The sequence below is a fragment of the Mesocryomonas lacus genome (genome assembly GCF_055730105.2).
The window spans coordinates 187,384-212,656 of the sequence record NZ_JBUZWF020000004.1 but is presented as its reverse complement, the minus strand read 5'-3'; the positions used below and the strand labels follow the sequence as shown (position 1 = coordinate 212,656).

Sequence of the window (25,273 nt, the reverse complement as noted above, 5' to 3'; positions counted from 1 at the left end):
CCTTGCCCCGACGACATCAGATGCCCTGCCCGCTCTTGACCTTGCGGATCTCGATCGCGGTTTCCGGTGTGCGTGCCACCTGCTCCGGGATCGACTGGCGGCGGATGCCCACCTTGTGGCGCAGCGTCAGGACGATCGCCCCGATCATCGCGACGAACAGGATCAAGCCGGCGATCTGGAAGAAGTAGACGTAGCGTGTGTAGAGGATGAAGCCGAGCGCCTCAATGTTCGAGGTCGTCGCAAGCGCCGGCGTCGGGTAGGCGGTCGCGGTGGCAAGGTTCGGCGAGTAGACATTGCCGGTCACCGAGATGACGAGTTCCGCGAGCAACACGATGCCAATGATCGCGCCGATCGGCGCGTAGTCGAGGGCACCGCGCTTCAGCGCGACGAAGTCGACATCGAGCATCATGACGACGAACAGGAAGAGCACCGCCACCGCGCCGACATAGACGACGATCAGGATCAGCGCGAGAAACTCTGCACCGGTCAGCAGGAACAGCCCCGCTGCAGCGACGAAGGTCAGAATCAGAAACAGGACCGAGTGCACCGGATTGCGCGACAGCACCACCATGATGGCGGCGCCGATGGTCACGGCGGCAAAGACGTAGAAGAAAAGTGCCTGCAGGCCCAGCATCGTCGGGCTCCTTGTCGTCGTTCGCCAAAGGCTTTTGCCACTGGCCGTCTTGCGTGTCTGTCGATGTCGGGGATTCGGGGAGAGATCGAAGCGCCCTCCCCGTCACCGCCCCGGATTAGCGGTACGGCGCGTCGAGTGCAATATTGCGTGCGAGTTCCCGCTCCCAGCGATCGCCGTTCGCGAGGAGCTTGTCCTTGTCGTAGTAGAGCTCTTCGCGCGTCTCGGTCGAGAACTCGAAGTTCGGGCCCTCGACGATGGCGTCGACCGGGCAAGCTTCCTGGCAGAAGCCGCAGTAGATGCACTTCACCATGTCGATGTCATAACGCACCGTGCGGCGGGTGCCGTCGTTGCGGCGCGGGCCGGCCTCGATGGTGATCGCCTGCGCGGGGCAGATCGCCTCGCAGAGCTTGCAGGCAATGCAACGCTCTTCGCCGTTGGGATAGCGGCGCAGAGCATGCTCTCCACGAAAGCGAGGGCTCTGCGGGTTCTTCTCGAAGGGATAGTTGATGGTCGCCTTCGGCGCGAAGAAGTAGCGCATCGACATCACGAACGCCTTGGCGAACTCGACGAGAAACAGCGACTTGATGGTCTGGGTGACGGCGGTCATGGATCAGCCCCCAAGGCTTGAAGCGGACAGGCTCTCCGCCACGATCGGGCCGACGAACCAGCCGACAATCGGGAAGACGAAAAGCGACATGATGCGGATCAGCTTCAGCGGTCCCGAGGCGGCAGCGCGCGCATTGGCGCGGCCGGCTGCCCCGAGGACCACGAAGTCTGCGATACCGACGAGAAGGCCGACGATCGCGCCGATGATGGCGGCGGTCATCACGCCGGACCCCAGCCCGTCAGCTTCAGCACGAAGGCGACGAGGACGACCATCCCGAGCGAGATCGGCAGGAAGACCTTCCAGCCCAGCCGCATCAGCTGGTCGTAGCGGTAGCGCGGCACGAAGGCCTTGACCATGGCGAACATGAAGAACACCAGCGCGACCTTGGTGAGGAACCAGATAATGCCGGGAACCCAGGTAAAAGGCGCGAAGGCGAAAGGCGGGAGCCAGCCTCCGAGGAAGAGGATCGTCGTCAGGCAGCACATCAAGGTGATGGCGGCGTACTCGCCGAGCATGAACATCATGTACGGGGTCGAGCCGTACTCCACCATGAAGCCCGCGACGAGCTCGGACTCCGCTTCCGGCAGATCGAAGGGCGGCCGATTCGTCTCGGCGAGCGCCGAGATGAAGAAGATGATGAACATCGGGAACAGCGACAGCCAGTGCCAGTCGAGGAACGTGTTCGGCAGGCCGATCATCGTGCCGACGCCGTCGCGCTGGGCGAGGACGATGTCGGTAAGGTTCAGCGAGCCGACGCAGAGCAGCACCGTGACGATGACGAAGCCGATCGAGACCTCGTAGGACACCATCTGCGCGGCCGAGCGAAGCGCGCCGAGGAAGGCGTACTTGGAGTTCGAGGCCCAGCCGCCCATGATCACGCCGTACACCTCGAGCGAGGAGATGGCGAAGATGTAGAGGATGCCGATATTGATGTCGGCGATCACCCAGCCGTCGGCGACTGGCACCACGGCGAAGGTCGCGAGTGCAAGCGTCACTGCCACGAGCGGTGCCAAAAGGAACACTGCCTTATCGGCAGAGGCCGGGATCACCGGCTCCTTCAGGACGAACTTCAGGAGATCGGCGAAGGACTGGAACAGTCCCCAGGGGCCAACGACGTTCGGTCCGCGGCGCATCTGCACCGCCGCCCAGATCTTGCGATCGGCAAGCAGGATGTAGGCGATGAGCACCAGCAGGACGACGAGGAAGAGCAGGCACTGGGCGATGATGACAATCGCGGGCCAGGCGTAGACGGAGAAGAAGTCAGTCATGGTCCCTCTCCCTATTCCGCGGCTTGCAAATGTTCGGCATGCGCGAGCTGCGAGCACTCCGCCATCACCTTGGAGGCGCGGGCGATCGGGTTGGTCAGATAGAAATCTCCGGTGCCCGACACGAAGGACGGACCGGACAGGGTCTCGGCACGATCAGCGAGCGTCGTGATGACCGATGCATCGGCAGCGACCACCGCGTTCGAGCGGAGGTGCGCGTGGCTCCCGTAGAGATCGGCGCGGAGTGCCGAGAGCGAGTCGAACGGCAAGGTCTTGCCGATGACCGCCGACAGCGCCCGCAGAATCGCCCAATCTTCACGCGCGTCACCTGGGGGGAAAGCCGCCCGGCTGCCGGTCTGCGCCCTGCCCTCGACATTGACCCAAGTCCCCGACTTCTCGGTGTAGGCCGCAGCCGGCAGGATGACATCGGCGCGGTGGGCACCCTTGTCGCCATGCGTGCCGATGTAGACGACGAAGGGACCAGCCGCGATGTCGATCTCGTCGGCGCCGAGGTTGAAGAGTACGTCGACACCGCCGCGCGCCATCTCGGCCGCGGTCTGGCCGCCCTCGCCTGGCACGAAGCCGATGTCGAGGCCGCCGACGCGCGACGCCGCGTTGTGCAGGACGTTGAAGCCGTTCCAGCCCTCTCCGACAGCACCGATCTCGCGGGCGAGCGCCGCCACCGCCGCCAGCACGGCTGCGCCGTTGCTGCCGGTGAGCGCGCCTTGGCCGACAATGATCATCGGCTTCTTGGCCGCCATCAGCGCCTCGTAGAAGCCGCGGTTGGCGCCCTCGATGTTCGACAGCGTGTCCGGACCTGCGCCGAGATAGACGGCGTCGTAGCGGAGGTCGATCTTTTCGCCGATCATGCCGATCGGGAAGCCGCCCATCCGCCAGCGCTTGCGAATCCGAGCGTTGAGCACGGATGCCTCGTAGCGCGGATTCGCGCCAATGATCAGCAGCGCGTCGGCATCCTCGATGCCGGCGATCGTCGTGTTGAAGATGTAGGACGCCCGGCCGTCGGCCGGATCGAGCGCCGCGCCATCCTGGCGGCAGTCGATGCTGGACGAGCCGAGTTCGCCCATCAGCCGCTTCATCGCCCACATGTCTTCGACCGAGGCGAGATCACCGGCGATCGCACCGACCTTGGTGCCGGTGGCGGCGGAAACCTTGGCCTTGATCGCGGCGAACGCGTCCGACCAGGAGGCCGCGACAAGGCGGCCGTCCTTGCGGACATAGGGCTTGTCGAGACGCTGGGTGCGCAGGCCGTCCCAGACGAAGCGGGTCTTGTCGGAGATCCACTCTTCGTTGATGGACTCGTTGATGCGCGGCAGGATGCGCATGACTTCGCGTCCGCGCGTGTCGACGCGGATCGCCGAGCCGACGGCATCCATCACGTCGATGCTCTCGGTCTTCGTCAGCTCCCACGGGCGCGCCTGGAAGGCGTAGGGGCGCGAGGTCAGCGCGCCGACCGGGCAGAGGTCGATGACGTTGCCCTGCAACTCCGACGTCATCGCGTTCTCGAGATAGGTCGTGATTTCGGCGTCCTCGCCGCGGCCGATCAGGCCCAGCTCGGAAATGCCGGCGACCTCGGTCGTGAAGCGGACGCAGCGCGTGCAGTGGATGCAGCGGGTCATGATCGTCTTGACCAGCGGACCGATATACTTGTCCTCAACGGCGCGCTTGTTCTCGCGGTAGCGCGAGTTGTCGGCGCCGAAGGCCATGGCCTGATCCTGCAGGTCGCACTCGCCGGCCTGATCGCAGATCGGGCAATCCAGCGGATGGTTGATCAGCAAGAATTCCATCACGCCCTCGCGGGCCTTCTTCACCATCGGGGTGTTGGTGAAGATTTCCGGGCTCTCGCCGTTCGGACCGGGTCTGAGGTCGCGCACGTTCATGGCGCAGGAGGCCGCCGGCTTCGGCGGTCCGCCTTTCACCTCGATCAGGCACATGCGGCAATTGCCGGCGATCGACAGCCGCTCGTGGAAGCAGAAGCGCGGGATTTCTACACCGGCCTCTTCGGCCGCCTGCAAAAGCGTGTAGTGATCGGGAACGTCGATCTCGGTGCCGTCGACTCTGAGTTTGGCCATGTCAGTTGCCTCGTGGGTCTTTCGCCGCGGTGTACGCAGCGAACAGTTCGGCGACGGCGATACCGTTGATCGTCATGCCATCCGTATTGACGTTGTCGAAGGCGGCGTCCGTGAAGTTGGCGTTCTTGAACCGGGCCTCGGTCATGTCGACGTCGGTGAACAAGGCGCCCGCCAGATCCGCATTGGTGATCTCGGCGCCCGACAAATCAACGTTCTCGAAGCGGGCTTCCGACAGGTCCGCGTCGGAAAACGCCGAATGCGAGATGTCCGCCTTCTGGACCGTCAGAACGTCGGCGCGGCCGATGATCTCCGTCATCTCTACTCCGCCGCTTCGAGGATCAGCGGACGATTCACGCCCGGCGCCTTGTTGGCCGAGAACTCGTCGATGCGGCGCTCCACCTCGGCACGGAAATGACGCATCAGGCCCTGGATCGGCCAAGCCGCCGCATCGCCGAGCGCGCAGATGGTGTGACCCTCGACCTGCTTGGTGATGTCGAGCAGCATGTCGATCTCGCGCTTCTCGGCATTGCCGACGACCATGCGCTCCATCAACCGCCACATCCAGCCAGTGCCCTCGCGGCACGGCGTGCACTGGCCGCAGCTCTCGTGCTTGTAGAAATAGCTGAGACGGGCAATCGCGCGAACGATGTCGGTCGACTTGTCCATGACGATCACCGCCGCGGTGCCAAGCGAGGTCTTGATGTCCTTCAGACCGTCGAAGTCCATCTTGCAGTCGATGATGTCGGCCGCCGGCACGAGCGGCACCGAGGAACCGCCAGGAATGACGGCAAGCAGATTGTCCCAGCCGCCGCGAATGCCGCCGCAATGCGTGTCGATCAGCTCGCGAAAAGTAATGCCCATCTCTTCCTCGACGGTGCACGGCTTGTTGACGTGACCGGAGATGCAGAAGAGCTTGGTGCCGGTGTTGTTGGCGCGGCCGAGCGCACCGAACCAGGCGCCGCCGCGGCGCAGAATGGTCGGAGCCACGGCGATCGACTCGACGTTGTTGACCGTCGTCGGGCAGCCGTAGAGACCCATGTTGGCCGGGAAAGGCGGCTTCAGCCGCGGCTGGCCCTTTTTGCCCTCGAGGCTTTCAAGCAGCGCCGTCTCCTCGCCGCAGATGTAGGCGCCGGCGCCGTGGTGGACGTAAATGTCGTAGTCCCAGCCGGAGCCGTTATCCTTGCCGAGCTTGCCGGCCTGGTACAGCTCGTCGATCGCCAGCTGCAGCGCCTCGCGCTCCCGGACGTACTCGCCGCGGACGTAGATGTAGCAGACATGGGCGCCCATCGCGAAACCGGCGATCACGCAGCCCTCCAGCAGCGTGAACGGATCGTTGCGCATGATGTCGCGGTCTTTGCAGGTGCCCGGCTCGGACTCGTCCGCATTGACCACGAGGTAGTGCGGACGACCGTCCGACTCCTTCGGCATGAACGACCATTTGAGCCCGGTCGGGAAGCCTGCGCCGCCACGGCCGCGAAGGCCGGAGGCCTTCATCTCGTTGATGATCCAGTCGCGGCCCTTGCCGATCAAATCGGCGGTATCGGTGAAATGGCCGCGCGACATCGCGCCCTGCAGGCTCTTGTCCTTCAGGCCGTAGATGTTGGTGAAGATGCGATCCTTGTCCTGAAGCATCTCAGATTCCCCGTCCTGTCGCCCGCATCACTTGGCCTTTTCCGGCGCCGGCGAAGCATCATCGCTGACGCGTGCGCCTTCCGTCGGCGCATCGGCGTCGTTGCGCTTCTTCGCAAACGGTGCCGCTGCCGACTGGCCCGGCTCCAGGCCACCCTTATCCGACGCCTCGGTCGTCGCCGCCTTGGTGGCGTCGTCTTCCTTGTCGCCCGCGCCCGTCGGCCCGCCCTCGGAGCCTCCGGTATGGCCGGCGCCCGGCACGTGCGCGCCCTTGGACGGGTCGATGCTCTCGGCCGTCTCGACCGACTGTGGGACGTTGTTCTGGTTTGCCTTGCCTGGCGCTGCGATGCTCGGATCGGTCTCAGGCGCATGCGTCGTCGGACGACCTGCGTTTGAAGGCACCGTCTCGCTAGACGCACCCTCTTGCGAGCCGCTATCCTGCGTCGCCGCTTCGCCCTCTGGCTTGTCCTCAGACGTCAACGATGTCAGGCCGCCCTCGGGCGCCGACAGATGCCGATCGATCTGCGGACCGACCTTGACAGTCTCGTCACGCTCGAAGGCATCGATCATCTGCTCCAGCCGCTCCGGCGTCAGGTCCTCGTAGGTATCCTTGAACACCATGACCATCGGCGCGTTGACGCAGGCGCCGAGGCACTCGACCTCTTCCCAAGACAGCGTGCCGGAAGCGTTGAGATGGAACTGGTCGTGGTGGATCTTCGACTGGCAGACGCGCTTCAGCTCGTCCGAGCCACGCAGCATGCACGGCGTCGTGCCGCAGACCTGGATGTGCGCCTTCGTCCCCACCGGCTTCAGCTGGAATTGAGTGTAGAAGGTCGCGACCTCGAGCACCCGAATCAGCGGCATCTGCAGCATGCCGGCGATGTGCTCGATCGCGGGCTTGGAGACCCAGCCATCCTGGTCCTGAGCCCGCATCAACAGCGGAATCACGGCGGACTGCTGGCGCCCTTCCGGATACTTACGGATCGTGTCTTCCGCCCAGGTCGAATTATCGGCCGAAAAGGCGAAGCTGGCGGGCTGGACACTGTCTTCCGCGAGACGTCTGACTGACATCGGACCTCGGCTTTTTGGTTTGTTTCTAAACGTGATGTTGCGGCGCGTTCTAACATACGCGCCGCAAAAGGCCAGTGTCCGAAAGCCGCAGCATCGGCCTATCGGAAATCAATTGTCGGACTTATCGTCACGGGTCTGCGAACAGGCTCTCGACGGTCAGTTCCATGCCCGGTGGCGTCAGCAGAATGGTGCTGCCGGCCCCGAGCAATCGGGTGGTGATCTCGCCGTCCGCGCAGTCCCGCCGGTGATGGATCACCCGCCGGTCGTCGTAGACGATGAGGTAGTGCAGGATCGACGGTACCGAGAAGTAATCGATCAGCTTTCGGTCGACATCCGTCCGAACGCTGGAGAGCGAAACGACCTCGACCACGACGACCGGGTTCGGGGCGTAAGTCTTGTCGGGGTCATAAGACCCGCACTGCACCAAAGCGTCCGGCTCTCGGACCGTTCGGTCGCTGACTCTAACGCTGACCCCGTCGGGGAAAGCGCGGCAGTCGAGTCCACCCATCTGGATCGCCTGCCGCAAGGCGAGCCAGATGTTCGCCTTGCGCTCGGCATGGCTGACCCGCTCCGACTGCAGACGGACGGCAGCTCCTTCGATGAGCTCATAACGTTCGCCCTCACCCCAGCTTTCGGCCCAGGTGAAGAATTCGTCCGCGCTCATCGCGGCTGTTCTGGCGGCTCCGGCGCTCATGCCTTCACCTTATCACATCCAGAGCCAGCCAAGGACTGGCGAATTAACGGTCCACTTCTCCAAAAACGATGTCGAGCGAGCCGAGAATGGCGGAGACGTCGGCCAGCATGTGCTTGCGGCACATGAAGTCCATCGCCTGGAGATGCGCAAAGCCCGGTGCCTTGATCTTGCAGCGGTGCGGCTTGTTCGTGCCATCCGCGACGAGGTAGACGCCGAACTCGCCTTTCGGCGCCTCGACGGCACAGTAAACCTCACCCGCCGGTACGTGAAAGCCCTCGGTGTACAGCTTGAAGTGATGGATCAGGGCCTCCATCGAACGCTTCATCTGTCCGCGGCTTGGCGGTACGACCTTGCCCTCGGTCGAGGACACCGGCCCGAGCCGCTCCTTGCCCGACAGGCGCTCGACGCACTGCTTCATGATCTTCACGGATTCGCGCATCTCGACCATGCGGATGAGATAGCGATCGTAGCAGTCGCCGTTCTTGCCGATCGGGATGTCGAAATCCACGTCGGCATAGCACTCGTAGGGCTGAGACTTGCGCAGATCCCAAGCCGCGCCGGACCCGCGCACCATAACGCCGGAGAAGCCGAGCGCCCAGCAATCCTCGATGCCGATGACACCGATGTCGACGTTCCGCTGCTTGAAGATTCGGTTGCCGGTCAGAAGCTCGTCGATGTCGTCGAGCGTCGCGAGGAACGGGTCGCACCAGGCGCCGATGTCATCGACCAGTTCGGGCGGCAGATCGAGATGGACGCCACCCGGCCGAAAGTAGGCGGCGTGCATGCGCGAGCCGGACGCCCGCTCATAGAATACCATCAGCTTCTCGCGCTGCTCGAAACCCCAGAGTGGCGGGGTAAGCGCGCCGACGTCCATCGCCTGCGTGGTGACGTTGAGGAGATGCGACAGGATGCGGCCGATCTCGGAGTAGAGCACCCGGATCAGCTGCGCGCGGATCGGAACTGTTACCTCAGTCAGCTTTTCGACCGCGAGGCAGAAGGCATGTTCCTGATTCATCGGCGCGACGTAGTCGAGCCGGTCGAAATAGGGGATCGCCTGCAGGTAGGTCTTCGCCTCGATCAGCTTTTCCGTGCCGCGGTGCAAGAGGCCGATATGCGGATCGACGCGCTCGACGATCTCGCCATCGAGCTCCAGAACGAGCCGAAGAACGCCATGCGCCGCCGGATGCTGCGGGCCGAAGTTGATGTTGAAGTTGCGGACGTCGATTTCAGCCATGGCTGTGTATCCTGTTCGGCAGTTGTCGCTGCCCTGCCCTGTCGGACGCTTTAGTTCGCCTTGGACTTTTCATCGCCCGGCAGCACGTATTCGGTGCCTTCCCATGGCGAGAGGAAGTCAAAATTTCGGAACTCCTGTCGCAGCGCCACCGGCTCGTAGACCACCTGCTTCAGGACTTCGTCATAGTGAACTTCGACAAAGCCGGTCAGCGGGAAGTCCTTGCGCAGCGGATGTCCCTCGAAACCGTAGTCGGTCAGGATCCGGCGCAGATCAGGGTGACCCGTGAACAGGATACCGTACAGATCGTATGCTTCGCGCTCGAACCAGTCCGCGCCAGAATAGACGCCGGTCACCGACGGAACCGGGTCGTCCTCGTTGGTGCGAACCTTGACCCGGATGCGCTGGTTCAGATGCGGCGACAAGAGGTGATAGACCACGTCGAAGCGCTGCTCGCGCTCCGGATAATCGACGCCGCAGATGTCGGTAAGGTTCAGGAACTGCGCCTTGCGGTCGTCGCGCAGGAAGGTCAGGACCGCAACGATATCGGCGCGATCAACCATCAGCGTCAGTTCGCCGAAGCGGATGCTCGACTCGCCGACCTTGACGCCGAGTGAAGTGTTGATGTGTTCGGCGAGTTCGTTCATCGGACGCGCGGGCCTCTTCTCTCAGGACGCCATGACGGGAAAGAGCGCCTAGCGCTCGATCGTCCCCGTTCGGCGGATCTTCTTCTGCAGCAGGAGCACGCCATACAGCAGCGCCTCCGCCGTCGGCGGGCAGCCCGGCACGTAAATATCGACGGGTACGACGCGGTCGCAGCCGCGAACAACCGAATAGGAATAATGGTAGTAGCCGCCGCCATTGGCGCAAGAGCCCATCGAGATGACGTAGCGTGGCTCCGGCATCTGGTCGTAGACCTTGCGCAGCGCCGGGGCCATCTTGTTGGTCAGCGTGCCCGCAACGATCATCACGTCCGACTGCCGTGGTGAGGCGCGCGGCGCGAAACCAAAGCGCTCGGCATCGTAGCGCGGCATCGACATCTGCATCATCTCGACGGCGCAGCAGGCAAGGCCGAACGTCATCCACATCAGCGAGCCCGTGCGTGCCCACTGGATGAGATCGTCCGTCGAGGTCACGAGGAAGCCCTTGTCGGCCAGCTCATCATTGATGTCCGTCAGAAACCGGTCCTGCGCTGGCGGCACCTGGAGCGCCGACGACCGGCTGCCCGCTTCCACCGCAGCAGCCCGCATGAAGGTCTCTCTATCGGTCAATCCCATTCGAGGGCGCCTTTCTTCCACTCATAGATGAAGCCGACGGTCAGGACGCCGAGGAAAACCATCATCGACCAGAACCCGAACCAACCCACGGCACCGAAGGACGCCGCCCAAGGAAACAGGAAGGCCACTTCGAGGTCGAAGATGATGAACAGGATCGAGACGAGGTAGAACCGCACATCGAATTTCATGCGCGAATCGTCGAATGCGTCGAAGCCGCACTCGTACGCCGACAGCTTCTCGTCGTCCGGCGCCTTGAAGGCGACCAGGAACGGCGACACCAGCAGCGCAAGACCGATGAACAGCGCGACGCCGACGAAGATGATGATCGGAAGATAGGAAGCGAGAAGCTCAGGCATCGCGGCTGACCCTTGGTGCAAAAGGAGTTTGAGGGTTTCCGATTAAGCCACTCAAACTGCACATGTATCTCATATATGAACCAGGCGGTTGGCGAACAGTGCCGTCGTCAGGGTCAATGCGTCGCAGGCTCGTAAAATCGCCCTCTTCGCAATGCGGCGAGACCTAAACCCTTCCACGCCCGGAAGCAAGGCGCAGGGGCCTGCCACAGCGGGTTGTCGACCGCGGGCATCGCCCACCGGTCGGCGCAAGTGCCGGTCCCTTTTTGTAACTATTCCATTCCAACCCAACACAGCAAATCGTCCGATGTGAATTAGCTAGCTATTTAGACATAAATAACGACAGCCTGCTACACAAGTAAGCGTCACGAAAGCTAGCGGAACGAGATTGTTGAGCATAGGGGGCTAAGGGCGTCGGCGTTAACCGTCGGCTTATCCGCTCTCCTCACCACTTTCCGTCGCCGGAAGTCCGGACGGTCCCCGCTATAGAGGTAATGAATGTTCCGTCTGGCCACCACGTCCCTGATCGGACGCCGCGTTCTCACCATCGAGACCGATTTCGACCTTGCGGCCGACATGGCGCGGGACATCGAGAACAGCGGCGGTACGCTGGTCGGGGCGGTTCCCGGCATCGCGGCTGCTGTGGCTTTTCTCGCGACCGGCCTTCGGGTCGACTGCGCTATGATGGCCGCCCCCCTCCTCGATACGGCCGACGTCACCTCCCTCGATATCCTGCGCGCGCAGGGCGTTGAGATCGTCTTCGTGACGGGCTTCGACGAATGGTACGAGGAAGAATGGCAGGAGGAAGTGGCCTACTACGCCGTTTCAGCCTGACGCGGGTAACCGCAAGAGGTTGAGCGCGTCTGTCACATGAGAGCGGACGCTATTCGCCAGCCCATTCCCCGGACGAGCGCGTTCAGCCGCTGGCCGTGACAAGGCGCAGCGGCGGTCCTGTCCGCTGCCGTTCAAATTCAATCTTATCAAAGGCGACGACCCGGTCGCGGCCGGACAGCTTGGCCTCATAGAGAGCCCTGTCGGCATCGGCGAGGAGTTCGGCGGGCGCCGTCCTGATATCGGCGGCCGGACGCTCGGTCGCGCAACCGATGCTGACGGTGATGTGGCTCGCCGCCGCCGACTTGGCGTGCTGGACGTTCAGCGCCGAGATCGAGGACCGGATCGCCTCCGCCACCGCGACCGCCGCCGCCGCGGAGGTGTCGGGAAGGATGACCACGATCTCCTCGCCGCCATAGCGGGCAACGCGCTCCTCCGAAAACGGCACGTTGCTGCAGATCGACAGGGCAACGAGCTGCAGGCAAGTATCGCCGGCGGGATGGCCATAGGTGTCGTTGAACGACTTGAAGCAGTCGACGTCGATCATCAGCAGCGACAACGGCATGCCGGCCTCGCCACTCTGCCGCCACGCCATCGACATCGCCTGATCGAATCCCCGGCGATTGAGAAGACCTGTCAGGGAATCGGTGAGCGAGAGCTGCAGCAGGCTCTTTTCGGAAGCATGGCGTCGCTCGGCTTGCTGCGCCAGACGCAGGCCGCCAAGCACGAGGGCCGTCGCCAGGAGAATGAACACCGCCGCGCGACCGTAGATTCCCTGATGCCAAGGCGCGAGCGCGGTCTTGCGAGACAGGCTGTAGACGATGGTCACCCCGAGCCCCTCGACGACATGGAACGCCGAAAGACGCTCGACGCCGTCGAGCGGCGACGGCATGCGGAACACGCCGGAACGATCGCCCGCCTGAACCGCCAAGACGACAGGTGTGTTTGCGAGTGACTTCCCGATGAGCTGGGTATCGTAGGGGTTGCGGGCCATCACCGCGCCATCGGACCCCAGCATGACGACGCGGACGTCGATTCCGGTGTCGAAGCTCTGGTAGAATTCGGCAAAGTAGCGCGCCTCGATGGTGGCAACGAGCACGCCGTTGAAGCTGCCGTCTTCCTTGGCGATGCGCCGGCTGATCGTGATCACCCAGGTCCCGTCGGCCTCCCGGATCGCCGGGCCGACGAACAATCCGGCGTGCGTCTGGCGGCGGTGGAACTGGAAGAAGGCGCTGCGGGACTCGTTGACGACCTCGCTCGCATCCTTCTCGGAGCCCGCGAGCCGCCAACCCGATTCTTCGTAATAGGCAAGACCATGCAGACGCGGCACCCGCGAGAGCAGTTCGCGCATATCCGTTTGCACCGACAGCAGCTTCGACCGCGTCGGGGGCTCGGTCCCGAGGATGCGGGACAAGGAGACGAGCGCAAGGTCCGCCATCTGGAACGTATCGCCGGCATGCTGCGCAAGTGAACGCGCCATCGTCTCGGACTGATCTTCCGCATGCTGGAGCGTTTCTTCAGTCCCTTGCCGTTCCATCAGGAACGCGCCGGCGGCGAATAGAATGAGTAGTCCGCCGGTGCAGACCCTGATCCAGCGCGAAAGCTTCAGCGACGTCAGGCTGGAAAGAGTATGCGCCATGGTCGAAACAATCCATTCACCCGCCGGGGAGGCTAGTGAACTCATCTTAACATCTCGTGCGTTGGATGAGGAAGACTGTCGTGCGGCAACAGATGAACGGGGAAAATCTCTCGCCTCACGAGAAATTCACATACGCGGCTACGTATCGGCTCGAAAAATATAGCTAGCTACTGAGAGATGCTATGCGTTGGCCTGCAACTGCCGGCTGTCGACTTCGTGCGAGTGGTCACCCACGGTCAAGCTTCGTTCGGCGGGGTTGGAACGTGTACCCACCCTGGGGTTCGCGGATGAGGGAGCACTGGGAAACAAAGGAATGTTCTTCCGCCGACAGAGCAGGGTGCGCCCTTCGCTTCTGTCGCATCCTGACCATCCAGTGCCCCGCTGAAGTTAGGCACCCAATCGATACCCATCCCTTTCCAAAATGGATGCCGGGCTTTTGCCAGGCCCAAAGGAATACCGTGATGGGACCGCCCAAGCCGGATGTTAACGCCCCTACCATCTGAAGATGGACAGAGACCGCGCCCGCGCCTGTCAAAGGCGGGAGCCGAGCGGGCTAGCCGACGGAATAGAGCAGGCTCGAGAGGCGCTTCTGCAGGTTGGCGAGATCCGCCAGCAACGGCCCGGGGACTCCCTCGGGCGCCATCAGATCTTGCTCGAGCTGCGCGTGAACCTGCCGGATCTTGTGCTGAAGCGCAGCGCCGGCGGCTGTGACAAAAACCAGTTCTTCCGCTTTCAAGCCGCCGCCGTAACGGACAAGCCCCTTCTCCGCGAGGTGGCGCAGGACCGCCGTCGCCGTCGCCACGCGGATGCACAACCGGTCAGCGACCGTGCTGATCTCCACCGGCTCGACCGGGCTCAGCACCATCAGCACCTCATCCTGGCCAGTTTTTAGCCCGATCGCCGATAGCCGGAGCGCCAGCAAGGCGCTGGTGGATTTCGACAAGGCGATCAGCGCAGAGACGACATTGACGTCACGGTTATCGTTCGCGGAATAGTCGACAGCGTTGATTGGTAAAAACAAGCTCATCTCTAATCCTACCTCTACGGTGCGAATACTGGAAGGGTTGGTGCACTTGCTAACAAGCATTCGCAATACGTAGAAGGCACGGACCCGCGAGACTGTATCTGGCCGCCCTCGGCACAGTTGGCCGACCCATGCAAACCTCCGCCGATTGGCGGATGATTTGAAGCCAACCCTGGCCAAGCGCCGGCTCTGGGGAGTTTGTCAGACATCGCCATTTCCGCTCTTGGAGGGTGTGGCACCCCGGGCAATCGACAGGAAACGCAGAAGGAGCCGGGTCATGATTACGACTCCGACCGAACCATGAAGATCATGCCGTGACGAAACTCGAATACCAAGCTCATGTTTTATAGCCAGCTACTATATTAGGTGGCTACCAGTTTTGTTGGGACCGGCGGCAGCGGGCGATGCTTGAAAGGGAAAAAGAGACGACCCGGCAAGCGCCGCCAACTGCTCACCGCGACTCGTTTCGGGCATCGAAGATGACCGCCAGGTCCGCTCAGCGCATTCTACGCGACAAGAACCTTCTCCGTAAGGAGCGGTGGCCTCAAAGAATGTGAGATGATCGAAAGAGGCTCTGCCTCGGACTGATCAGTAGAGTTGAACTACTGTTTCAGTATCTGGAGTTTCAGTTCTAATTCCATGCTTTTCAGCAAGGAGTTAAAACTGGCGCGAGTGACGGGGCTCGAACCCGCGACCTCCGGCGTGACAGGCCGGCACTCTAACCGACTGAGCTACACCCGCGCTCCACCGCTCGTCGCGGCTGATGGCGGTGATTTACGAGAGCCCCCCTTCCCTGTCAAGCGCGTTCGAACGGAAACATGCGATCATCGCAATTCTTCCGAATAAACAGAAAAACAGCACCATGTGCGTGTGGAAAACGTCCGCACCGGCTTGCGCGCTCGGCGGGAATTGCCTATGCGGGCAGCACCTCGCAGAGGGCGATTAGCTCAGTTGGTAGAGCGCCTCGTTTACACCGAGGATGTCGGCAGTTCGAGCCTGTCATCGCCCACCATATCCCCGCAGGGGATAGCGGGTTTCCCCTCTCCCCCGCCTTCGATGATTCTGATCCTGGTCTTCCACTACCGGTCCCAAAGCTCTTCACGACGTCCGATCGATGAGAGCTGACCGGCTAGGCCCAACAGAGAACCCAAGTCGTTTGGCGCTGTCCGCGGCCTGACGGCAAAAACCTCTGAAGTGGCCGCGGGCCACGGGGTGATTCACGACATCAATGCCGCGCGGACCTGCATCACCTCGCGCGAACAGCCGTCGCATAAATGTCGAGGACGCGCTCGATCGAGGCGAAGACCAGCGCCTTTGCCGTCACCGGCTCTTCGGGGGTTTCGAAACGCCCGGCGATGCGGCCGAGATGCTGGCTGATCAAGGGCAGCGGAAGGGTGACGCCCTCCAGCCGACTGAGCAGCGCCGCCAGCGCCGCTTGCGCCTCCGGATGCGGCCAGTAATAGCGGATGCGGTCGCTGAAGCTGAAGTGGCGTTTCACCCGCTGCAGCTCGGCGCTGCCGCCATAGTACTTCGCCCAATATGCCGGCTCCGCCAGCATCAACTGCTCCATCGCGGATTCCAGCCCTTCGCCGGGACGGGACAGGCCGAGATCGCAGGCGATGGCGTCGAGGCCGTACAGCGCTTCGCGCAGGGCAAAAGTCAGCCATGGTCCGACCTTTAGGATCTGAAACCCGTCGTCGACGAGCGCCGTCAGTTCCGCTTCGCTCTGGTAGTCGGTCGAATGCGCCTCGAAGGTGAGGCCTGGGAGTTGCGTCAGCGCTGCGCTGAGGTCGGCGGCGCGCTCGCGGCGGTAATGCAGGACGTCGGCATCGCCGAACTCGACACCCGGTTGCACCACCAGGCCGACGACGCGGTGGAAGGCGTCGGAAAGACCGGCAGCGGCAAAGGCCTCGGCATGGATGCGGTGCGTCTCGAGGGCTGCTCCGGGCGCGGTGGGCAGAACATGGTCGAGGGCTTCCAGCGCGCCGCCGGGCGTCGGCACCTCGGTGCCGATGATGTAGAGCGGCGGCGTGACGCCCGACCGGTCGGCCGCCGCCTCCGCCGCGACAGCAAGGCGCGCCGCGCGGTAGGCGGCAAGGCGGTCACCCACGGCCTCGGGTTCGCCGGCGCAGCCCATGCTCGCATCCAGATGAATTTTGCCGAAACCGGCCTCGACATAGGCGGCGACCATCGCCTCGGCATGCCGCATCGCGAGCTCTGCCGGCTTGTCTCGCCAAGGATTGGGGCCGAGATGGTCGCCGCCGAGGATCAGCCTTTCAAGCGGAAAGCTGACCGACGCAGCAATGCCTTCGACGAAAGCGCGGAAATCTGCCGGCGTCATGCCGGTATAGCCGCCGAACTGGTTCACCTGGTTGCAAGTGGCCTCGATGAGGACAGGCCCGGCGCCGCCGATCACATGGCGCAGCGTCGCCTCGATCACCCATTCATGCGCAGAGCAGACGGAGACGATACCGCAGCCCGTCTCTCCCGCGCTGCGTCCCGCCAACGCCTTCAGTGCCTGCAGCATTCCCAATCTCCCCCTCCAGACGCGATCCATCAGAGAAGCTAGCCCGGCGAATCAAAACGATCAAGCTTCGTCATTTTTCTGATTGACGATGATCTTTTAGCCGGTCATCAATGATGCCTGAGAGTTTTTGACGGTGCCAGCGGCCGTGACAGCCCCAGCGGTGGCGAGACCGCGGAAGGAGACCCGCCAGATGAAGGACGACCGCCTGACGGCCATCCGCCAGCACCTCTATTCGCACGGCTTCAGCTCGGTGCAGGACATCGCCGATGCCGTCGGCGCCTCGCTCGCCACGATCCGCCGCGACCTGCTGGCGCTGGAAACCGAGGGAATCGTCGCCCGTACCCATGGCGGCGCCCGCATTTCCAGCGGCAGCGGCGTCGAAGTTGCCTTCGCCCTGCGCGAGCAGGAAAACCTCGCGGCCAAGCGCGCCATCGCCGACGCCGCCTTCGAGATGATCAAGCCGCACAGCTCGGTCTTCCTCGATGCCGGCACCACCGTGCTGCAGTTGGCCCGGCGCCTAAGGCTCGACCCGATGCCGCTCGCGGTGTTCACCAACGGACTCGTCGTCGCGCAGACGCTGATGGAGATCCCCGGCCTGTCGGTCACGGTGATCGGCGGACGGCTGCGCGCCGAGAACGCGTCCATGGTCGGCGCCGCGGCCGAGGCGATGATCGACCGGCTCTGGTTCGATCAGCTCTTCCTCGGCGCCGGCGCCATTGCCAGTGACGGCCGGCTCTACAGCTTGGACGAGAGCGAGGCACGACTGAACGAGCGGATGATGGCGCGTTCCGCAAAGACCGTGCTGCTTGTCGATGCGACGAAGTTCGGCCAGCGCCTGACCTATCTCGTCACCGCGCTCGGCCCCGCGCTCCACCTCGTGGCCGACGAAGCGCTTTCGCCGGACTGGCGGGGACGGCTGCGCGAGCTGCAATGCGCCGTCACGGTCGCATCGGTTCCGCTCGCCGCGGTCGCTGACGGGGAGCCGAGCTGATGGGCCTGATCCTCGGCGTCGACGGCGGCGGCAGCAAGACCTTGCTGGCGCTCGCCACCCGCGAGGCCGAGATCGTCTGGATCGAGACCGGCGCCGGGACAGACCCGGCCGCCGACCCCGACTGGGGCATCCGCCTGCGCGACATGATGGTCGCCGCCCGCGCTCCCGCGCTGGAGATCGATGCTTCTGTCTTCGGCCTGTCGTCCTATGGCGAGATCGACGCCCAGAGCGATCATCAGAAGAGCGTCGTCGCAGCGCTCGCAGGCGACGGCGCGCTGGTCGAGAACGACGTGCGCATCGCCTTCGATGGCGCTCTCGCCGGCGCCGGTGGCGTGCTGCTGCTCGCCGGCACCGGCTCGATGGCCTGGGCCAGCGCCGGCGGCCCCGAGGCCCGGCAGGTCCGCGTCGGCGGTTGGGGCGAGGCTTTCGGCGACGAGGGCAGCGGCTTCTGGATCGGCCGCGAGGCGCTGAGCCTTGCCACCCGCGCCTTTGACGGCCGCAGCGATGCCTTGCCTTTCGCCGCCGCCCTCGTCGACAGCCTCGACATCGGCCCGGAGGAGATCCTCTCCTGGGCCGCCGGCCTCGAAAGCCGCCGCGCGGGATTTGCGGCGCTTGCCCGCATCGTCGCAGCGCTTTGCGAGACCGGCGACCCGGATGCCCTGCGCCTGATCCAGGCTGCGGCGGCGCACCTCGCCGCCCATGCCGGCGCCGCCTGGCGCATGGTCGGCGAAGCATCGCCCCTCGTCTGGAGCTATGCCGGCGGCGTCTTCGCTAGCCCCACCTTCCTCGCCGCCGTCACCGAAAATCTTGGCACCGCCCCGGTTGCGCCGCGTCTACCCCCCATCGGCGGCGCCTTGCTGAGGGCCGCCCAGCGCGCCGGCTGGCCGATCGACGAGGCCTGGATCGACCGGCTCGCCACAGCGCTCGACGACCATCCGCTTCTCCTCCGCAACCGCAGCCAAAGGGAAATGCCATGAACCGACGCTCGCTTCTCGCCGCCATGACCGCCATGCCGCTCGTCTTCTCGCTTCCCGCTTTTGGTCAGGATGCCAAACCCCTGTCCGGCAAGGCGATTTCCGCTTTGCTTCCCCCGTGGGAGACGCTGCCGAAGGACATGACCGACCGCTTCACCGCCGAGACGGGCGTCGCGCTCGAGACCCAGACGCTCGGCTGGGACGACATCCGCACCAAGATCGTCACCTCGATGGTCGCCGGCACCGCCCCAGCGAACGTCACCGAGGTCGACTGGTCCTGGGTCGGGCAGTTCGGCTCGGCCGGCTGGTACTCGCTGCTCGCCGACAAGGTCGATCCGGCGCTCCTCGCCGACCTGCCGACCGCCAAGATCTTCGAGTTCGAGGGCAAGCTGCTCGCCGTCCCCTACAACAACGACTTTCGCATCCTGATCCTCAACCGCGATCATCTCACCCGCGCCAAGATCACCGAGGCGCCGAAGACGCCGGACGAGTTGCTGACCGCCGCCAAGGCGATCAAGGCCGCCGGCATCGCAGATTACCCGATCGGCCTGCCGCTCTCGGCGACCGAAGGGAGTGCTACCGCCTGGTACCTCCTGACCAAGGCTTTCGGTGGCGAGCTGTTCGACGCGTCCTTCGCGCCGCAGTTCACCGCGCCGGACTCGGCCGGCTACAAGGCGATGGAATTCGAGATCGAGGCGCTGAAGGCCGGGCTGATCGACCCCGCCGCCACCGGCTTGAAGGACGTCGAGATCCAGGAGCTCTTCAAGAGTGGCCGCATCTCGTTCGACGTCGCCGGCTGGGCCGGCAACGTCGCCGTCTATTCCGACAAGGCGAAGTCGCAGGTATCCGAGCATGTCGAGGCCGCGCTGATGCCATCGGTCACCGGCAAGTCGCGTACTTTCGGCCTGCCTGGTGCCGTCGGCATTCCGGTCTCTGCTGCCGATCCGGAAGCGGGCCTGGCCTTCATCGCCTGGCTGCTGAAGCCGGAGAACCAGACCCAGAGCTACCTGCAGCTCGGCAACCTGCCGACGCGAACCAGCGTCCTCAAAAAGCTGAACGCCGACGGCAAGCTCGCCAGCGGCGATGTTCTCCTGCAGCAGGCCGCAACCGTCGAGCCCCTGTTCGCACAGGGCACGCCCGGCTGGTACCCGGAATTCTCCAGCGCGGTCGCCACCTTCCTGAACCAGGCGGCCAAGGGCCAGATCACCGTGGCCGAGGCCGTCACGCAGATCGCCGACGCGGCCAAGACGGCGCAGGAATAGCCATGTCCGGCGAGGCCGTCACATCCCCTCCGTCAACCCGACGGCCTCGCCGCCTGAACGGCGAGGCCTGGCTCGGCCTCGCCTTCGTCGTCCCCATCATCGCGATCATGGGCGGGCTGGTCTTCCTGCCCGTGATCTCGACGGTGATCGACAGCCTTTACCGCATCGACCCGATGAAGGTAGGGACGCCCTTCATCGGCCTCGGCAACTACACCGCGCTCGCCGGCGACGCGAATGTCCGCCAGGCCTGGTTCAACACGCTGGTCTATGTCGTCATCGCCGTCGCCTTGCAGGCGGTCGGAGGCCTCGGGGCCGCGCTCCTGCTCAACCGGATCCGGACCGGCCGGCGCTGGCTGCTCGCCGCGCTCGTCCTGCCCTGGTGCCTGCCGCCGGTGGTCAACGCCCTCGTCTGGCTGTGGATCTACAACCCGAGCTACGGCCTCCTGAACTCCGTGCTGCAGACGCTCGGGATCATCGAGACCAACAAGGTCTGGTTCAACGACCGCACCACCGCGCTCTTCCTCATCGCCCTCGTCCATGTCTGGCGCATGCTGCCGCTGACGGCGATCATTCTCCTCGCCGCGCTGCAAAGCATCCCGAAGGAGCTCTACGAGGCCGCCAAGCTCGATGGCGCCGGCCCCGTCAAGGCGTTCCGCATGGTGACGCTGCCGCTGATCTCCGGCGGCATCGCGATCGCGCTCAGCCAGTCCACCGTGTTCGCCTTCAACCTCTTCGACGAGGCCTGGATCCTCGCCGGCTCGAGCCTCGATACGAGGACGGTGATCATCCAGGTCTACATGTCCGCCTTCCAGAACCTCAAATTCTCGCTCGGCATGGCGCTGTCGGTGTTGGCGATGATCGCCTCGCTGCTGGTGTCGCTGATCTATGTGCTGCGGGTCTACCGCGAGACGCGGTACGAATGATGACCCAGCGCAGCCTCTCCCGCCTCGCCGGCAAGATCGGCATCGCCGCCGCCGTCCTCGTGCTGCTGTTCTGGTCGCTCGGCCCGATCTACTGGGCCCTAGTGACCAGCCTGTCGACGCCGTCCGACCTCGTCTCGCGGACCCCGCATTTCTGGCCGCCGAACGTCACCTTCGAGCACTATGCCAAACTGTTCGGGGCGACGAGCACCTCGCAAGGCAACGAGACGCAGTCGATCTGGCCGCAGGTCTCCGCGGCCTTCCTCAACAGCCTCATCACCTCGCTCGCGTCGACCGTGGTGACGATCGTTCTCGCTGCCTTCGCCGGCTACGCCTTCGTGCGCCTGCGTTTCCCCGGCCGCGACGTGCTCTTCGTCCTCGTTGTCGCGACGCTGGCGATCCCCGCCTACACCGTGATGATCCCGCTCTACCGGCTGATGATCGCGCTCGGGCTGATCGACACCTATCTCGGCGTCACGTTGATCTACGTCTCGGCCTTCCTGCCGCTGGCGCTGTGGCTGATGCGCAGCGTCTACCAGTCGCTGCCGCTGTCGCTCGAGGAAGCCGCATGGCTCGACGGCGCGGGCCGCACCTACACGCTGATCCGCATCGTTCTGCCGCTCGCGGCGCCCGGGCTGATCGCCGCATCGATCCTCACGTTTCTCAGCGCCTGGGGCCAGTTCATGGTGCCGCTGGTGTTCTCGCCGACGCTGGCGACCAAGCCGCTGACCGTGCTGATCCCCGAATTCGTCACCCGCAACTACGTCGATTACGGGCTGATGAACGCTGCCGGCATCCTGGCGATCATTCCCCCGGTGCTCGTCGTCCTCTTCCTCAACCGATACCTCGTCAGCGGCCTGATGGCCGGTGCCGGCAAATAGCTTCCCCTCAAGGACCGATCTCATGAACGTCACCGAACGCGTCATCCGCGAGCAGTTCCCTTTCTGGAACGGCGCTCTCGACATCGCCTTGCCAACCCCCGGCAACGGCCTCAACGTCATCGTCGGCTGCGGCACGTCCTATTATCTCGCGATGAGCATCGCTGCCGCCTTCAACAGCCGCGGCCACATGGCGATCGCCGTGCCCGGTGCAGAATGGGCGCGCCGCCGACAGAACTACGCCGCCTGGCAGAACCCCACCGTCATCGCTCTGTCGCGCAGCGGTGAATCCAGCGAGACGGTGCAGGCCGTCGAGGTCAGTCGGATGGCCGGCATCAAGACCATCGCCATCACCTGCGAGAAGGACAGCTCGATCGCCCGCGCGGCCGAGGTCGTGGTCTTTGCGCCGACGCACCCGAACGAGGGCATCGTCATGACCTCCTCGGCCTCGATCATGCTCCTCCTCGGCCTGCGAATGGCCGGCATCGTGATCGATGCCGGCATCGCGGCGACCGCCGAGGCGCTGATGCTGGAGGCCGACGCCGACATCGCGCGCATCATTCAGGGCCGCTCGCACTTCGTCTATCTCGGCGCCGGCCTCCTCTACGGGCTTGCCACCGAGGGCGCGCTGAAGCTGCAGGAGATGAGCCTCAGCTACTCGCAGTCGTTCCACCCCATGGAATACCGGCACGGCCCGATCAGCCTCGTCGACGACAAGACCTTCGTCGTCGCGATCTACAATGGCGACACCGCCGAGGAGGAAGCCGGCGTGATCCGGGACGTGCAGTCGAAGGGGGCCTTCGTCCTCGGCTTTGGCGGCCCTGGCGACCTGTCGCTGGACGTTCCGGCTGGCAATGCCGACCGGGCGCTCGCGGTCCTTGCGGTGTTGCAGATCCTCGGGGAGCGCGTCGCCGAGATGCGCGGCGTCGATACCGAGGCCCCGCGCCATCTCTCGAAGGTCGTCGTCCTCGCCTGAGGGCGAGCCTTCGTTTGCCGCGACACCGCGGCATACGCCTGCAACAAGCGGAAGAGCATCATGGCGACGGTTGAAATTCGCGACGTGCGCAAGGCCTACGGCCTCCAAAAGGTGATCCACGGCGTCAGCCTGTCGATCGCCGACGGCGAGTTCGTCTCGCTGATCGGTGCCTCCGGCTGCGGCAAGTCCACCCTTCTGCGGATGATCGCCGGCCTCGAGGAAATCGACGAGGGCACCGTCTCGCTCGGCAGCCGCGTCATCAACGACGTCGCGCCGAAGGACCGCGACATCGCGATGGTGTTCCAGAACTACGCGCTCTACCCGCACCTCACCGTCGCCGACAACATGGGCTTTTCGCTTCGCCTGCGGAACGTCTCCAAGGCCGAGACCCGCAAGGCGGTGGAAGATGCGGCCGAGCTTCTCGGCCTGCGACCTTATCTCGACCGTCTGCCCCGCGCTCTCTCCGGCGGCCAGCGACAGCGCGTCGCCATGGGCCGGGCGATCGTCCGCCAGCCGCAGGTCTTCCTGTTCGACGAGCCGCTGTCCAACCTCGATGCAAAACTGCGCGTGCAGATGCGGGTCGAGATCAAGTCGCTGCAGAAGCGGCTCGGCACCACGTCGATCTACGTGACGCACGACCAGATGGAGGCGATGACGATGTCGGACCGCATCGTCATCATGAACGGCGGCCGGATCGAGCAGACCGGCGCGCCGCTCGACGTCTACGACCGCCCCGCCAACCTTTTTGTCGCGACCTTCATCGGCTCGCCGGCGATGAACCTTCTGCCGGGCGTTCTCGGGCGCGGCGGAGAACGGACCTTCGTCCAGATCGGCGAGACGCAGCTGGCGCTGGAAGGCGGGGCTGACGCCGCCACCGGCACGGCCGTCATGCTGGGCATCCGGCCGGAACACGCCGACCTCGTCTCGGCCGAGACCGCCGCGACCGGCCTGCCCTTCACCGTGGATCTCGTCGAGCCGACGGGCGCCGAATCCCACCTCTACGGCCGCCTTGCCGGCCAGGCGGCGGTCATCGCTGTGCACGGCCGCGCCCGCCACGCGCCCGGCGACACCGCCTTCGTCACGCCGATGCCGGGGGAAGCGCATGTCTTCAACGCCAATACGGGGCTTCGCCTCTGACGCAAAGTCGTGGGATGGCCGACCAAGCTCAGCCTGCAGAGCCGAGGAGCCCTCGAGCCGACCGGTCCGGTCGTTAGAGAGACGTCCACTCGCCCCGTGACCGCAGCGCCGCCTCGACCAACCTCAACCCGCGAACGCCCTCGACAATTCCCGGCGAGGCCAGCGCTTCAAGCCTGGCCGTCCGCCCTTCCTGCGCCGCAAAAATCTTCTCCGCCATGTCCTCGTAGAGCTGGCTCAGCGCCTCGAGGAACCCTTCCGGATGGCCCGCCGGCAGCCGCCCGGGGAACCGCGTGCCGCGCCCTGACCGCTCGACCACTTCCGTCCTGCCGTCGAGTTCGGAGAGGAGAAGACTGTTCGGCTCCGAGGCCCGCCACTGCAGCGCGCCGCGGTCACCATAGACCTGCAGCTTCAAGCCGACGCTCTGGCCGATCGCAACCTGGCTCGCCCAGAGCGCGCCGGTCGCGCCGCCCTCGAAGCGCAGCAGGAGGTCGGCCTGGTCGTCGACCCGCCGTCCTGGAACCACGCTGCGCACCTCGCCGCACAAGGCCTCGCAGCGAAGGCCCGAGACATATTCGGCGAGATGGAAGGCATGCGTCCCGATGTCGGCGAGGCACCCAGCACCGCTGCGCGCCGGATCGGTGCGCCATTCCGCTTGCTTGTTGCCGGCGCTCTCGACCGGCCCGGCCAGCCACTCCTGCGGGAATTCGACCCGAACGATTCGAATCGCGCCGAGACGGCCCTCCGCCACCATCGCACGGGCGTCGCGCACGAGGCCGTAGCCGGCATTCGTATAGGTGACGCCGAACTGCCGCCCGGTCGCCTCCACCAGCCCTTGAAGATCCAGGGCATCCGCCAGCGTCGTCGTCACCGGCTTGTCGCAGATCACGTGCAAGCCCGCTTCCAGGCAGGCGCGGGCGGCGGCGTGGTGCAAATGGTTGGGCGTTACGATCGTCACCACCTCGGCACCATCCGGCCGCGCCGCCTCCGCCGAGGACAGCGCGTGGACATCGGCATAGCTGCGGGCCGGATCGACATGCAGCCCTGCAGCGCTCGCCGCACCGCGGGCGGGATCGGACGAGAAGGCGCCGGCGACGAGTTCGAAGCGGTCGGTCAGCCGGGCGGCGGCCCGGTGCGCGGCGCCGAAGAAGGCGCCTTGCCCGCCGCCGATCATCGCGAGCCTCAGACGTCGGGACATGGTCTTCCTTCCCTGCGCCCGCGCCGCCATCGCGGCGGCGCGGATGTTTTAAGCGTTGATCACTGATC

25 protein-coding genes and 2 tRNA genes are annotated in these 25,273 nt (G+C 64.7%); 9 read left to right on the top strand and 18 right to left on the bottom strand.

Annotated features, from left to right (window positions below):
• Nucleotides 1-16: 16 nt before the first annotated feature.
• From ACZLZQ_RS15235 to ACZLZQ_RS15175, 13 genes are all read right to left on the bottom strand, one after another.
• Nucleotides 17-631 (bottom strand): NADH-quinone oxidoreductase subunit J, encoded by a 615-nt coding sequence (locus ACZLZQ_RS15235; protein ID WP_472950399.1) that lies wholly within the window; start codon nucleotides 629-631, stop codon nucleotides 17-19.
• Between the two features lie 118 nt (nucleotides 632-749).
• Nucleotides 750-1,241: an NADH-quinone oxidoreductase subunit NuoI gene (nuoI, locus tag ACZLZQ_RS15230; RefSeq protein WP_472933530.1), complete on the bottom strand. Its 492-nt coding sequence runs from the start codon at nucleotides 1,239-1,241 to the stop codon at nucleotides 750-752.
• A gap of 3 nt (nucleotides 1,242-1,244) precedes the next feature.
• Nucleotides 1,245-1,460 carry a hypothetical protein gene (locus ACZLZQ_RS15225; protein ID WP_472950102.1) on the bottom strand — a complete coding sequence of 72 codons (216 nt, stop codon included), beginning with the start codon at nucleotides 1,458-1,460 and terminating at the stop codon, nucleotides 1,245-1,247.
• Nucleotides 1,460-2,509 (bottom strand): NADH-quinone oxidoreductase subunit NuoH, encoded by a 1,050-nt coding sequence (gene nuoH / locus ACZLZQ_RS15220; protein WP_472950101.1) that lies wholly within the window; start codon nucleotides 2,507-2,509, stop codon nucleotides 1,460-1,462. The genes ACZLZQ_RS15225 and nuoH overlap by 1 nt, the downstream gene beginning before the upstream one ends.
• 11 nt (nucleotides 2,510-2,520) lie before the next feature.
• Nucleotides 2,521-4,596 carry an NADH-quinone oxidoreductase subunit NuoG gene (gene nuoG / locus ACZLZQ_RS15215; protein WP_472950100.1) on the bottom strand — a complete coding sequence of 692 codons (2,076 nt, stop codon included), beginning with the start codon at nucleotides 4,594-4,596 and terminating at the stop codon, nucleotides 2,521-2,523.
• Nucleotide 4,597: 1 nt separating this feature from the next.
• Nucleotides 4,598-4,912: a pentapeptide repeat-containing protein gene (locus ACZLZQ_RS15210; protein WP_472950099.1), complete on the bottom strand. Its 315-nt coding sequence runs from the start codon at nucleotides 4,910-4,912 to the stop codon at nucleotides 4,598-4,600.
• A gap of 2 nt (nucleotides 4,913-4,914) precedes the next feature.
• A complete protein-coding gene (gene nuoF, locus ACZLZQ_RS15205) occupies nucleotides 4,915-6,228 on the bottom strand; it encodes an NADH-quinone oxidoreductase subunit NuoF (protein ID WP_472950098.1) in 1,314 nt (437 codons plus the stop codon).
• Between the two features lie 27 nt (nucleotides 6,229-6,255).
• Nucleotides 6,256-7,296: an NADH-quinone oxidoreductase subunit NuoE gene (nuoE, locus tag ACZLZQ_RS15200; protein WP_472950097.1), complete on the bottom strand. Its 1,041-nt coding sequence runs from the start codon at nucleotides 7,294-7,296 to the stop codon at nucleotides 6,256-6,258.
• Between the two features lie 127 nt (nucleotides 7,297-7,423).
• Nucleotides 7,424-7,960 (bottom strand): Uma2 family endonuclease, encoded by a 537-nt coding sequence (locus ACZLZQ_RS15195; protein WP_472950096.1) that lies wholly within the window; start codon nucleotides 7,958-7,960, stop codon nucleotides 7,424-7,426.
• Nucleotides 7,961-8,033: 73 nt separating this feature from the next.
• Nucleotides 8,034-9,224: an NADH-quinone oxidoreductase subunit D gene (locus ACZLZQ_RS15190; RefSeq protein ID WP_472950095.1), complete on the bottom strand. Its 1,191-nt coding sequence runs from the start codon at nucleotides 9,222-9,224 to the stop codon at nucleotides 8,034-8,036.
• A 50-nt stretch (nucleotides 9,225-9,274) separates the two neighbouring features.
• Nucleotides 9,275-9,868 (bottom strand): NADH-quinone oxidoreductase subunit C, encoded by a 594-nt coding sequence (locus ACZLZQ_RS15185; protein ID WP_472950094.1) that lies wholly within the window; start codon nucleotides 9,866-9,868, stop codon nucleotides 9,275-9,277.
• A gap of 48 nt (nucleotides 9,869-9,916) precedes the next feature.
• Nucleotides 9,917-10,471 (bottom strand): NuoB/complex I 20 kDa subunit family protein, encoded by a 555-nt coding sequence (locus tag ACZLZQ_RS15180; RefSeq protein WP_472950093.1) that lies wholly within the window; start codon nucleotides 10,469-10,471, stop codon nucleotides 9,917-9,919.
• A gap of 17 nt (nucleotides 10,472-10,488) precedes the next feature.
• Nucleotides 10,489-10,854: an NADH-quinone oxidoreductase subunit A gene (locus tag ACZLZQ_RS15175; protein WP_472937884.1), complete on the bottom strand. Its 366-nt coding sequence runs from the start codon at nucleotides 10,852-10,854 to the stop codon at nucleotides 10,489-10,491.
• Between the two features lie 495 nt (nucleotides 10,855-11,349).
• Here ACZLZQ_RS15175 and ACZLZQ_RS15170 point away from each other — a divergent pair, with 495 nt between their 5' ends.
• Nucleotides 11,350-11,685, top strand: coding sequence for a hypothetical protein (locus tag ACZLZQ_RS15170; RefSeq protein WP_472933542.1), 336 nt, complete (start codon nucleotides 11,350-11,352; stop codon nucleotides 11,683-11,685).
• Nucleotides 11,686-11,767: 82 nt separating this feature from the next.
• On the opposite strand, the gene ACZLZQ_RS15165 is transcribed toward ACZLZQ_RS15170, so the two are convergent.
• The 3 genes from ACZLZQ_RS15165 to ACZLZQ_RS15155 all read right to left on the bottom strand — a co-directional run bounded on the left by ACZLZQ_RS15165 (nucleotide 11,768) and on the right by ACZLZQ_RS15155 (nucleotide 15,086).
• A complete protein-coding gene (locus tag ACZLZQ_RS15165) occupies nucleotides 11,768-13,321 on the bottom strand; it encodes a sensor domain-containing diguanylate cyclase (protein WP_472950092.1) in 1,554 nt (517 codons plus the stop codon).
• 553 nt (nucleotides 13,322-13,874) lie between these two features.
• Entirely contained in the window at nucleotides 13,875-14,348 is a 474-nt protein-coding gene (locus ACZLZQ_RS15160; protein ID WP_472950091.1) for a MarR family winged helix-turn-helix transcriptional regulator, read from the bottom strand.
• Between the two features lie 661 nt (nucleotides 14,349-15,009).
• Nucleotides 15,010-15,086, bottom strand: a tRNA-Asp gene (locus ACZLZQ_RS15155).
• Nucleotides 15,087-15,281: 195 nt separating this feature from the next.
• Between ACZLZQ_RS15155 and ACZLZQ_RS15150 the strand changes: the two genes are divergently transcribed.
• Nucleotides 15,282-15,357: transfer RNA gene (locus ACZLZQ_RS15150), tRNA-Val, on the top strand.
• Nucleotides 15,358-15,591: 234 nt separating this feature from the next.
• On the opposite strand, the gene ACZLZQ_RS15145 is transcribed toward ACZLZQ_RS15150, so the two are convergent.
• Nucleotides 15,592-16,872, bottom strand: a complete 1,281-nt coding sequence (locus ACZLZQ_RS15145; protein ID WP_472950090.1) for a D-tagatose-bisphosphate aldolase, class II, non-catalytic subunit — start codon at nucleotides 16,870-16,872, stop codon at nucleotides 15,592-15,594.
• Nucleotides 16,873-17,062: 190 nt separating this feature from the next.
• On the opposite strand from ACZLZQ_RS15145, the gene ACZLZQ_RS15140 reads away from it, so the two are divergent.
• From ACZLZQ_RS15140 to ACZLZQ_RS15110, 7 genes are read left to right on the top strand one after another with little or no spacing between them, the layout of a single operon-like run.
• Nucleotides 17,063-17,863 carry a DeoR/GlpR family DNA-binding transcription regulator gene (locus tag ACZLZQ_RS15140; protein ID WP_472950089.1) on the top strand — a complete coding sequence of 267 codons (801 nt, stop codon included), beginning with the start codon at nucleotides 17,063-17,065 and terminating at the stop codon, nucleotides 17,861-17,863.
• The gene (locus tag ACZLZQ_RS15135) at nucleotides 17,863-18,840 is read left to right on the top strand and encodes an N-acetylglucosamine kinase (protein WP_472950088.1); all 978 of its coding nucleotides are present in this window, start codon (nucleotides 17,863-17,865) and stop codon (nucleotides 18,838-18,840) included. Before ACZLZQ_RS15140 ends, ACZLZQ_RS15135 begins: the two co-directional genes overlap by 1 nt.
• A complete protein-coding gene (locus ACZLZQ_RS15130; RefSeq protein WP_472950087.1) occupies nucleotides 18,837-20,099 on the top strand; it encodes an extracellular solute-binding protein in 1,263 nt (420 codons plus the stop codon). The genes ACZLZQ_RS15135 and ACZLZQ_RS15130 overlap by 4 nt, the downstream gene beginning before the upstream one ends.
• 2 nt (nucleotides 20,100-20,101) lie before the next feature.
• Nucleotides 20,102-21,022, top strand: a complete 921-nt coding sequence (locus ACZLZQ_RS15125) for a carbohydrate ABC transporter permease (RefSeq protein WP_472950086.1) — start codon at nucleotides 20,102-20,104, stop codon at nucleotides 21,020-21,022.
• 35 nt (nucleotides 21,023-21,057) lie between these two features.
• Complete coding sequence (locus ACZLZQ_RS15120; RefSeq protein ID WP_472931952.1) at nucleotides 21,058-21,900, top strand: carbohydrate ABC transporter permease; 843 nt, start codon at nucleotides 21,058-21,060, stop codon at nucleotides 21,898-21,900.
• A gap of 22 nt (nucleotides 21,901-21,922) precedes the next feature.
• The gene (locus ACZLZQ_RS15115) at nucleotides 21,923-22,873 is read left to right on the top strand and encodes an SIS domain-containing protein (protein WP_472950085.1); all 951 of its coding nucleotides are present in this window, start codon (nucleotides 21,923-21,925) and stop codon (nucleotides 22,871-22,873) included.
• A gap of 60 nt (nucleotides 22,874-22,933) precedes the next feature.
• Nucleotides 22,934-24,010, top strand: coding sequence for an ABC transporter ATP-binding protein (locus ACZLZQ_RS15110; RefSeq protein WP_472950084.1), 1,077 nt, complete (start codon nucleotides 22,934-22,936; stop codon nucleotides 24,008-24,010).
• Between the two features lie 73 nt (nucleotides 24,011-24,083).
• On the opposite strand, the gene ACZLZQ_RS15105 is transcribed toward ACZLZQ_RS15110, so the two are convergent.
• Nucleotides 24,084-25,205: a Gfo/Idh/MocA family protein gene (locus tag ACZLZQ_RS15105; protein WP_472950083.1), complete on the bottom strand. Its 1,122-nt coding sequence runs from the start codon at nucleotides 25,203-25,205 to the stop codon at nucleotides 24,084-24,086.
• Between the last annotated feature and the right edge of the window lie 68 nt (nucleotides 25,206-25,273).

Coding starts and splice junctions, on each gene's coding strand:
- nuoI (WP_472933530.1), bottom strand. CDS start 1,241: ATGACCGCCGTCACCCAGACCATCAAGTCGCTGTTTCTCGTCGAGTTC.
- ACZLZQ_RS15225 (WP_472950102.1), bottom strand. CDS start 1,460: ATGACCGCCGCCATCATCGGCGCGATCGTCGGCCTTCTCGTCGGTATC.
- nuoH (WP_472950101.1), bottom strand. CDS start 2,509: ATGACTGACTTCTTCTCCGTCTACGCCTGGCCCGCGATTGTCATCATC.
- nuoG (WP_472950100.1), bottom strand. CDS start 4,596: ATGGCCAAACTCAGAGTCGACGGCACCGAGATCGACGTTCCCGATCAC.
- ACZLZQ_RS15210 (WP_472950099.1), bottom strand. CDS start 4,912: ATGACGGAGATCATCGGCCGCGCCGACGTTCTGACGGTCCAGAAGGCG.
- nuoF (WP_472950098.1), bottom strand. CDS start 6,228: ATGCTTCAGGACAAGGATCGCATCTTCACCAACATCTACGGCCTGAAG.
- nuoE (WP_472950097.1), bottom strand. CDS start 7,296: ATGTCAGTCAGACGTCTCGCGGAAGACAGTGTCCAGCCCGCCAGCTTC.
- ACZLZQ_RS15195 (WP_472950096.1), bottom strand. CDS start 7,960: ATGAGCGCGGACGAATTCTTCACCTGGGCCGAAAGCTGGGGTGAGGGC.
- ACZLZQ_RS15190 (WP_472950095.1), bottom strand. CDS start 9,224: ATGGCTGAAATCGACGTCCGCAACTTCAACATCAACTTCGGCCCGCAG.
- ACZLZQ_RS15185 (WP_472950094.1), bottom strand. CDS start 9,868: ATGAACGAACTCGCCGAACACATCAACACTTCACTCGGCGTCAAGGTC.
- ACZLZQ_RS15180 (WP_472950093.1), bottom strand. CDS start 10,471: ATGCGGGCTGCTGCGGTGGAAGCGGGCAGCCGGTCGTCGGCGCTCCAG.
- ACZLZQ_RS15175 (WP_472937884.1), bottom strand. CDS start 10,854: ATGCCTGAGCTTCTCGCTTCCTATCTTCCGATCATCATCTTCGTCGGC.
- ACZLZQ_RS15170 (WP_472933542.1), top strand. CDS start 11,350: ATGTTCCGTCTGGCCACCACGTCCCTGATCGGACGCCGCGTTCTCACC.
- ACZLZQ_RS15165 (WP_472950092.1), bottom strand. CDS start 13,321: ATGGCGCATACTCTTTCCAGCCTGACGTCGCTGAAGCTTTCGCGCTGG.
- ACZLZQ_RS15160 (WP_472950091.1), bottom strand. CDS start 14,348: ATGAGCTTGTTTTTACCAATCAACGCTGTCGACTATTCCGCGAACGAT.
- ACZLZQ_RS15145 (WP_472950090.1), bottom strand. CDS start 16,872: ATGCTGCAGGCACTGAAGGCGTTGGCGGGACGCAGCGCGGGAGAGACG.
- ACZLZQ_RS15140 (WP_472950089.1), top strand. CDS start 17,063: ATGAAGGACGACCGCCTGACGGCCATCCGCCAGCACCTCTATTCGCAC.
- ACZLZQ_RS15135 (WP_472950088.1), top strand. CDS start 17,863: ATGGGCCTGATCCTCGGCGTCGACGGCGGCGGCAGCAAGACCTTGCTG.
- ACZLZQ_RS15130 (WP_472950087.1), top strand. CDS start 18,837: ATGAACCGACGCTCGCTTCTCGCCGCCATGACCGCCATGCCGCTCGTC.
- ACZLZQ_RS15125 (WP_472950086.1), top strand. CDS start 20,102: ATGTCCGGCGAGGCCGTCACATCCCCTCCGTCAACCCGACGGCCTCGC.
- ACZLZQ_RS15115 (WP_472950085.1), top strand. CDS start 21,923: ATGAACGTCACCGAACGCGTCATCCGCGAGCAGTTCCCTTTCTGGAAC.
- ACZLZQ_RS15110 (WP_472950084.1), top strand. CDS start 22,934: ATGGCGACGGTTGAAATTCGCGACGTGCGCAAGGCCTACGGCCTCCAA.
- ACZLZQ_RS15105 (WP_472950083.1), bottom strand. CDS start 25,205: ATGTCCCGACGTCTGAGGCTCGCGATGATCGGCGGCGGGCAAGGCGCC.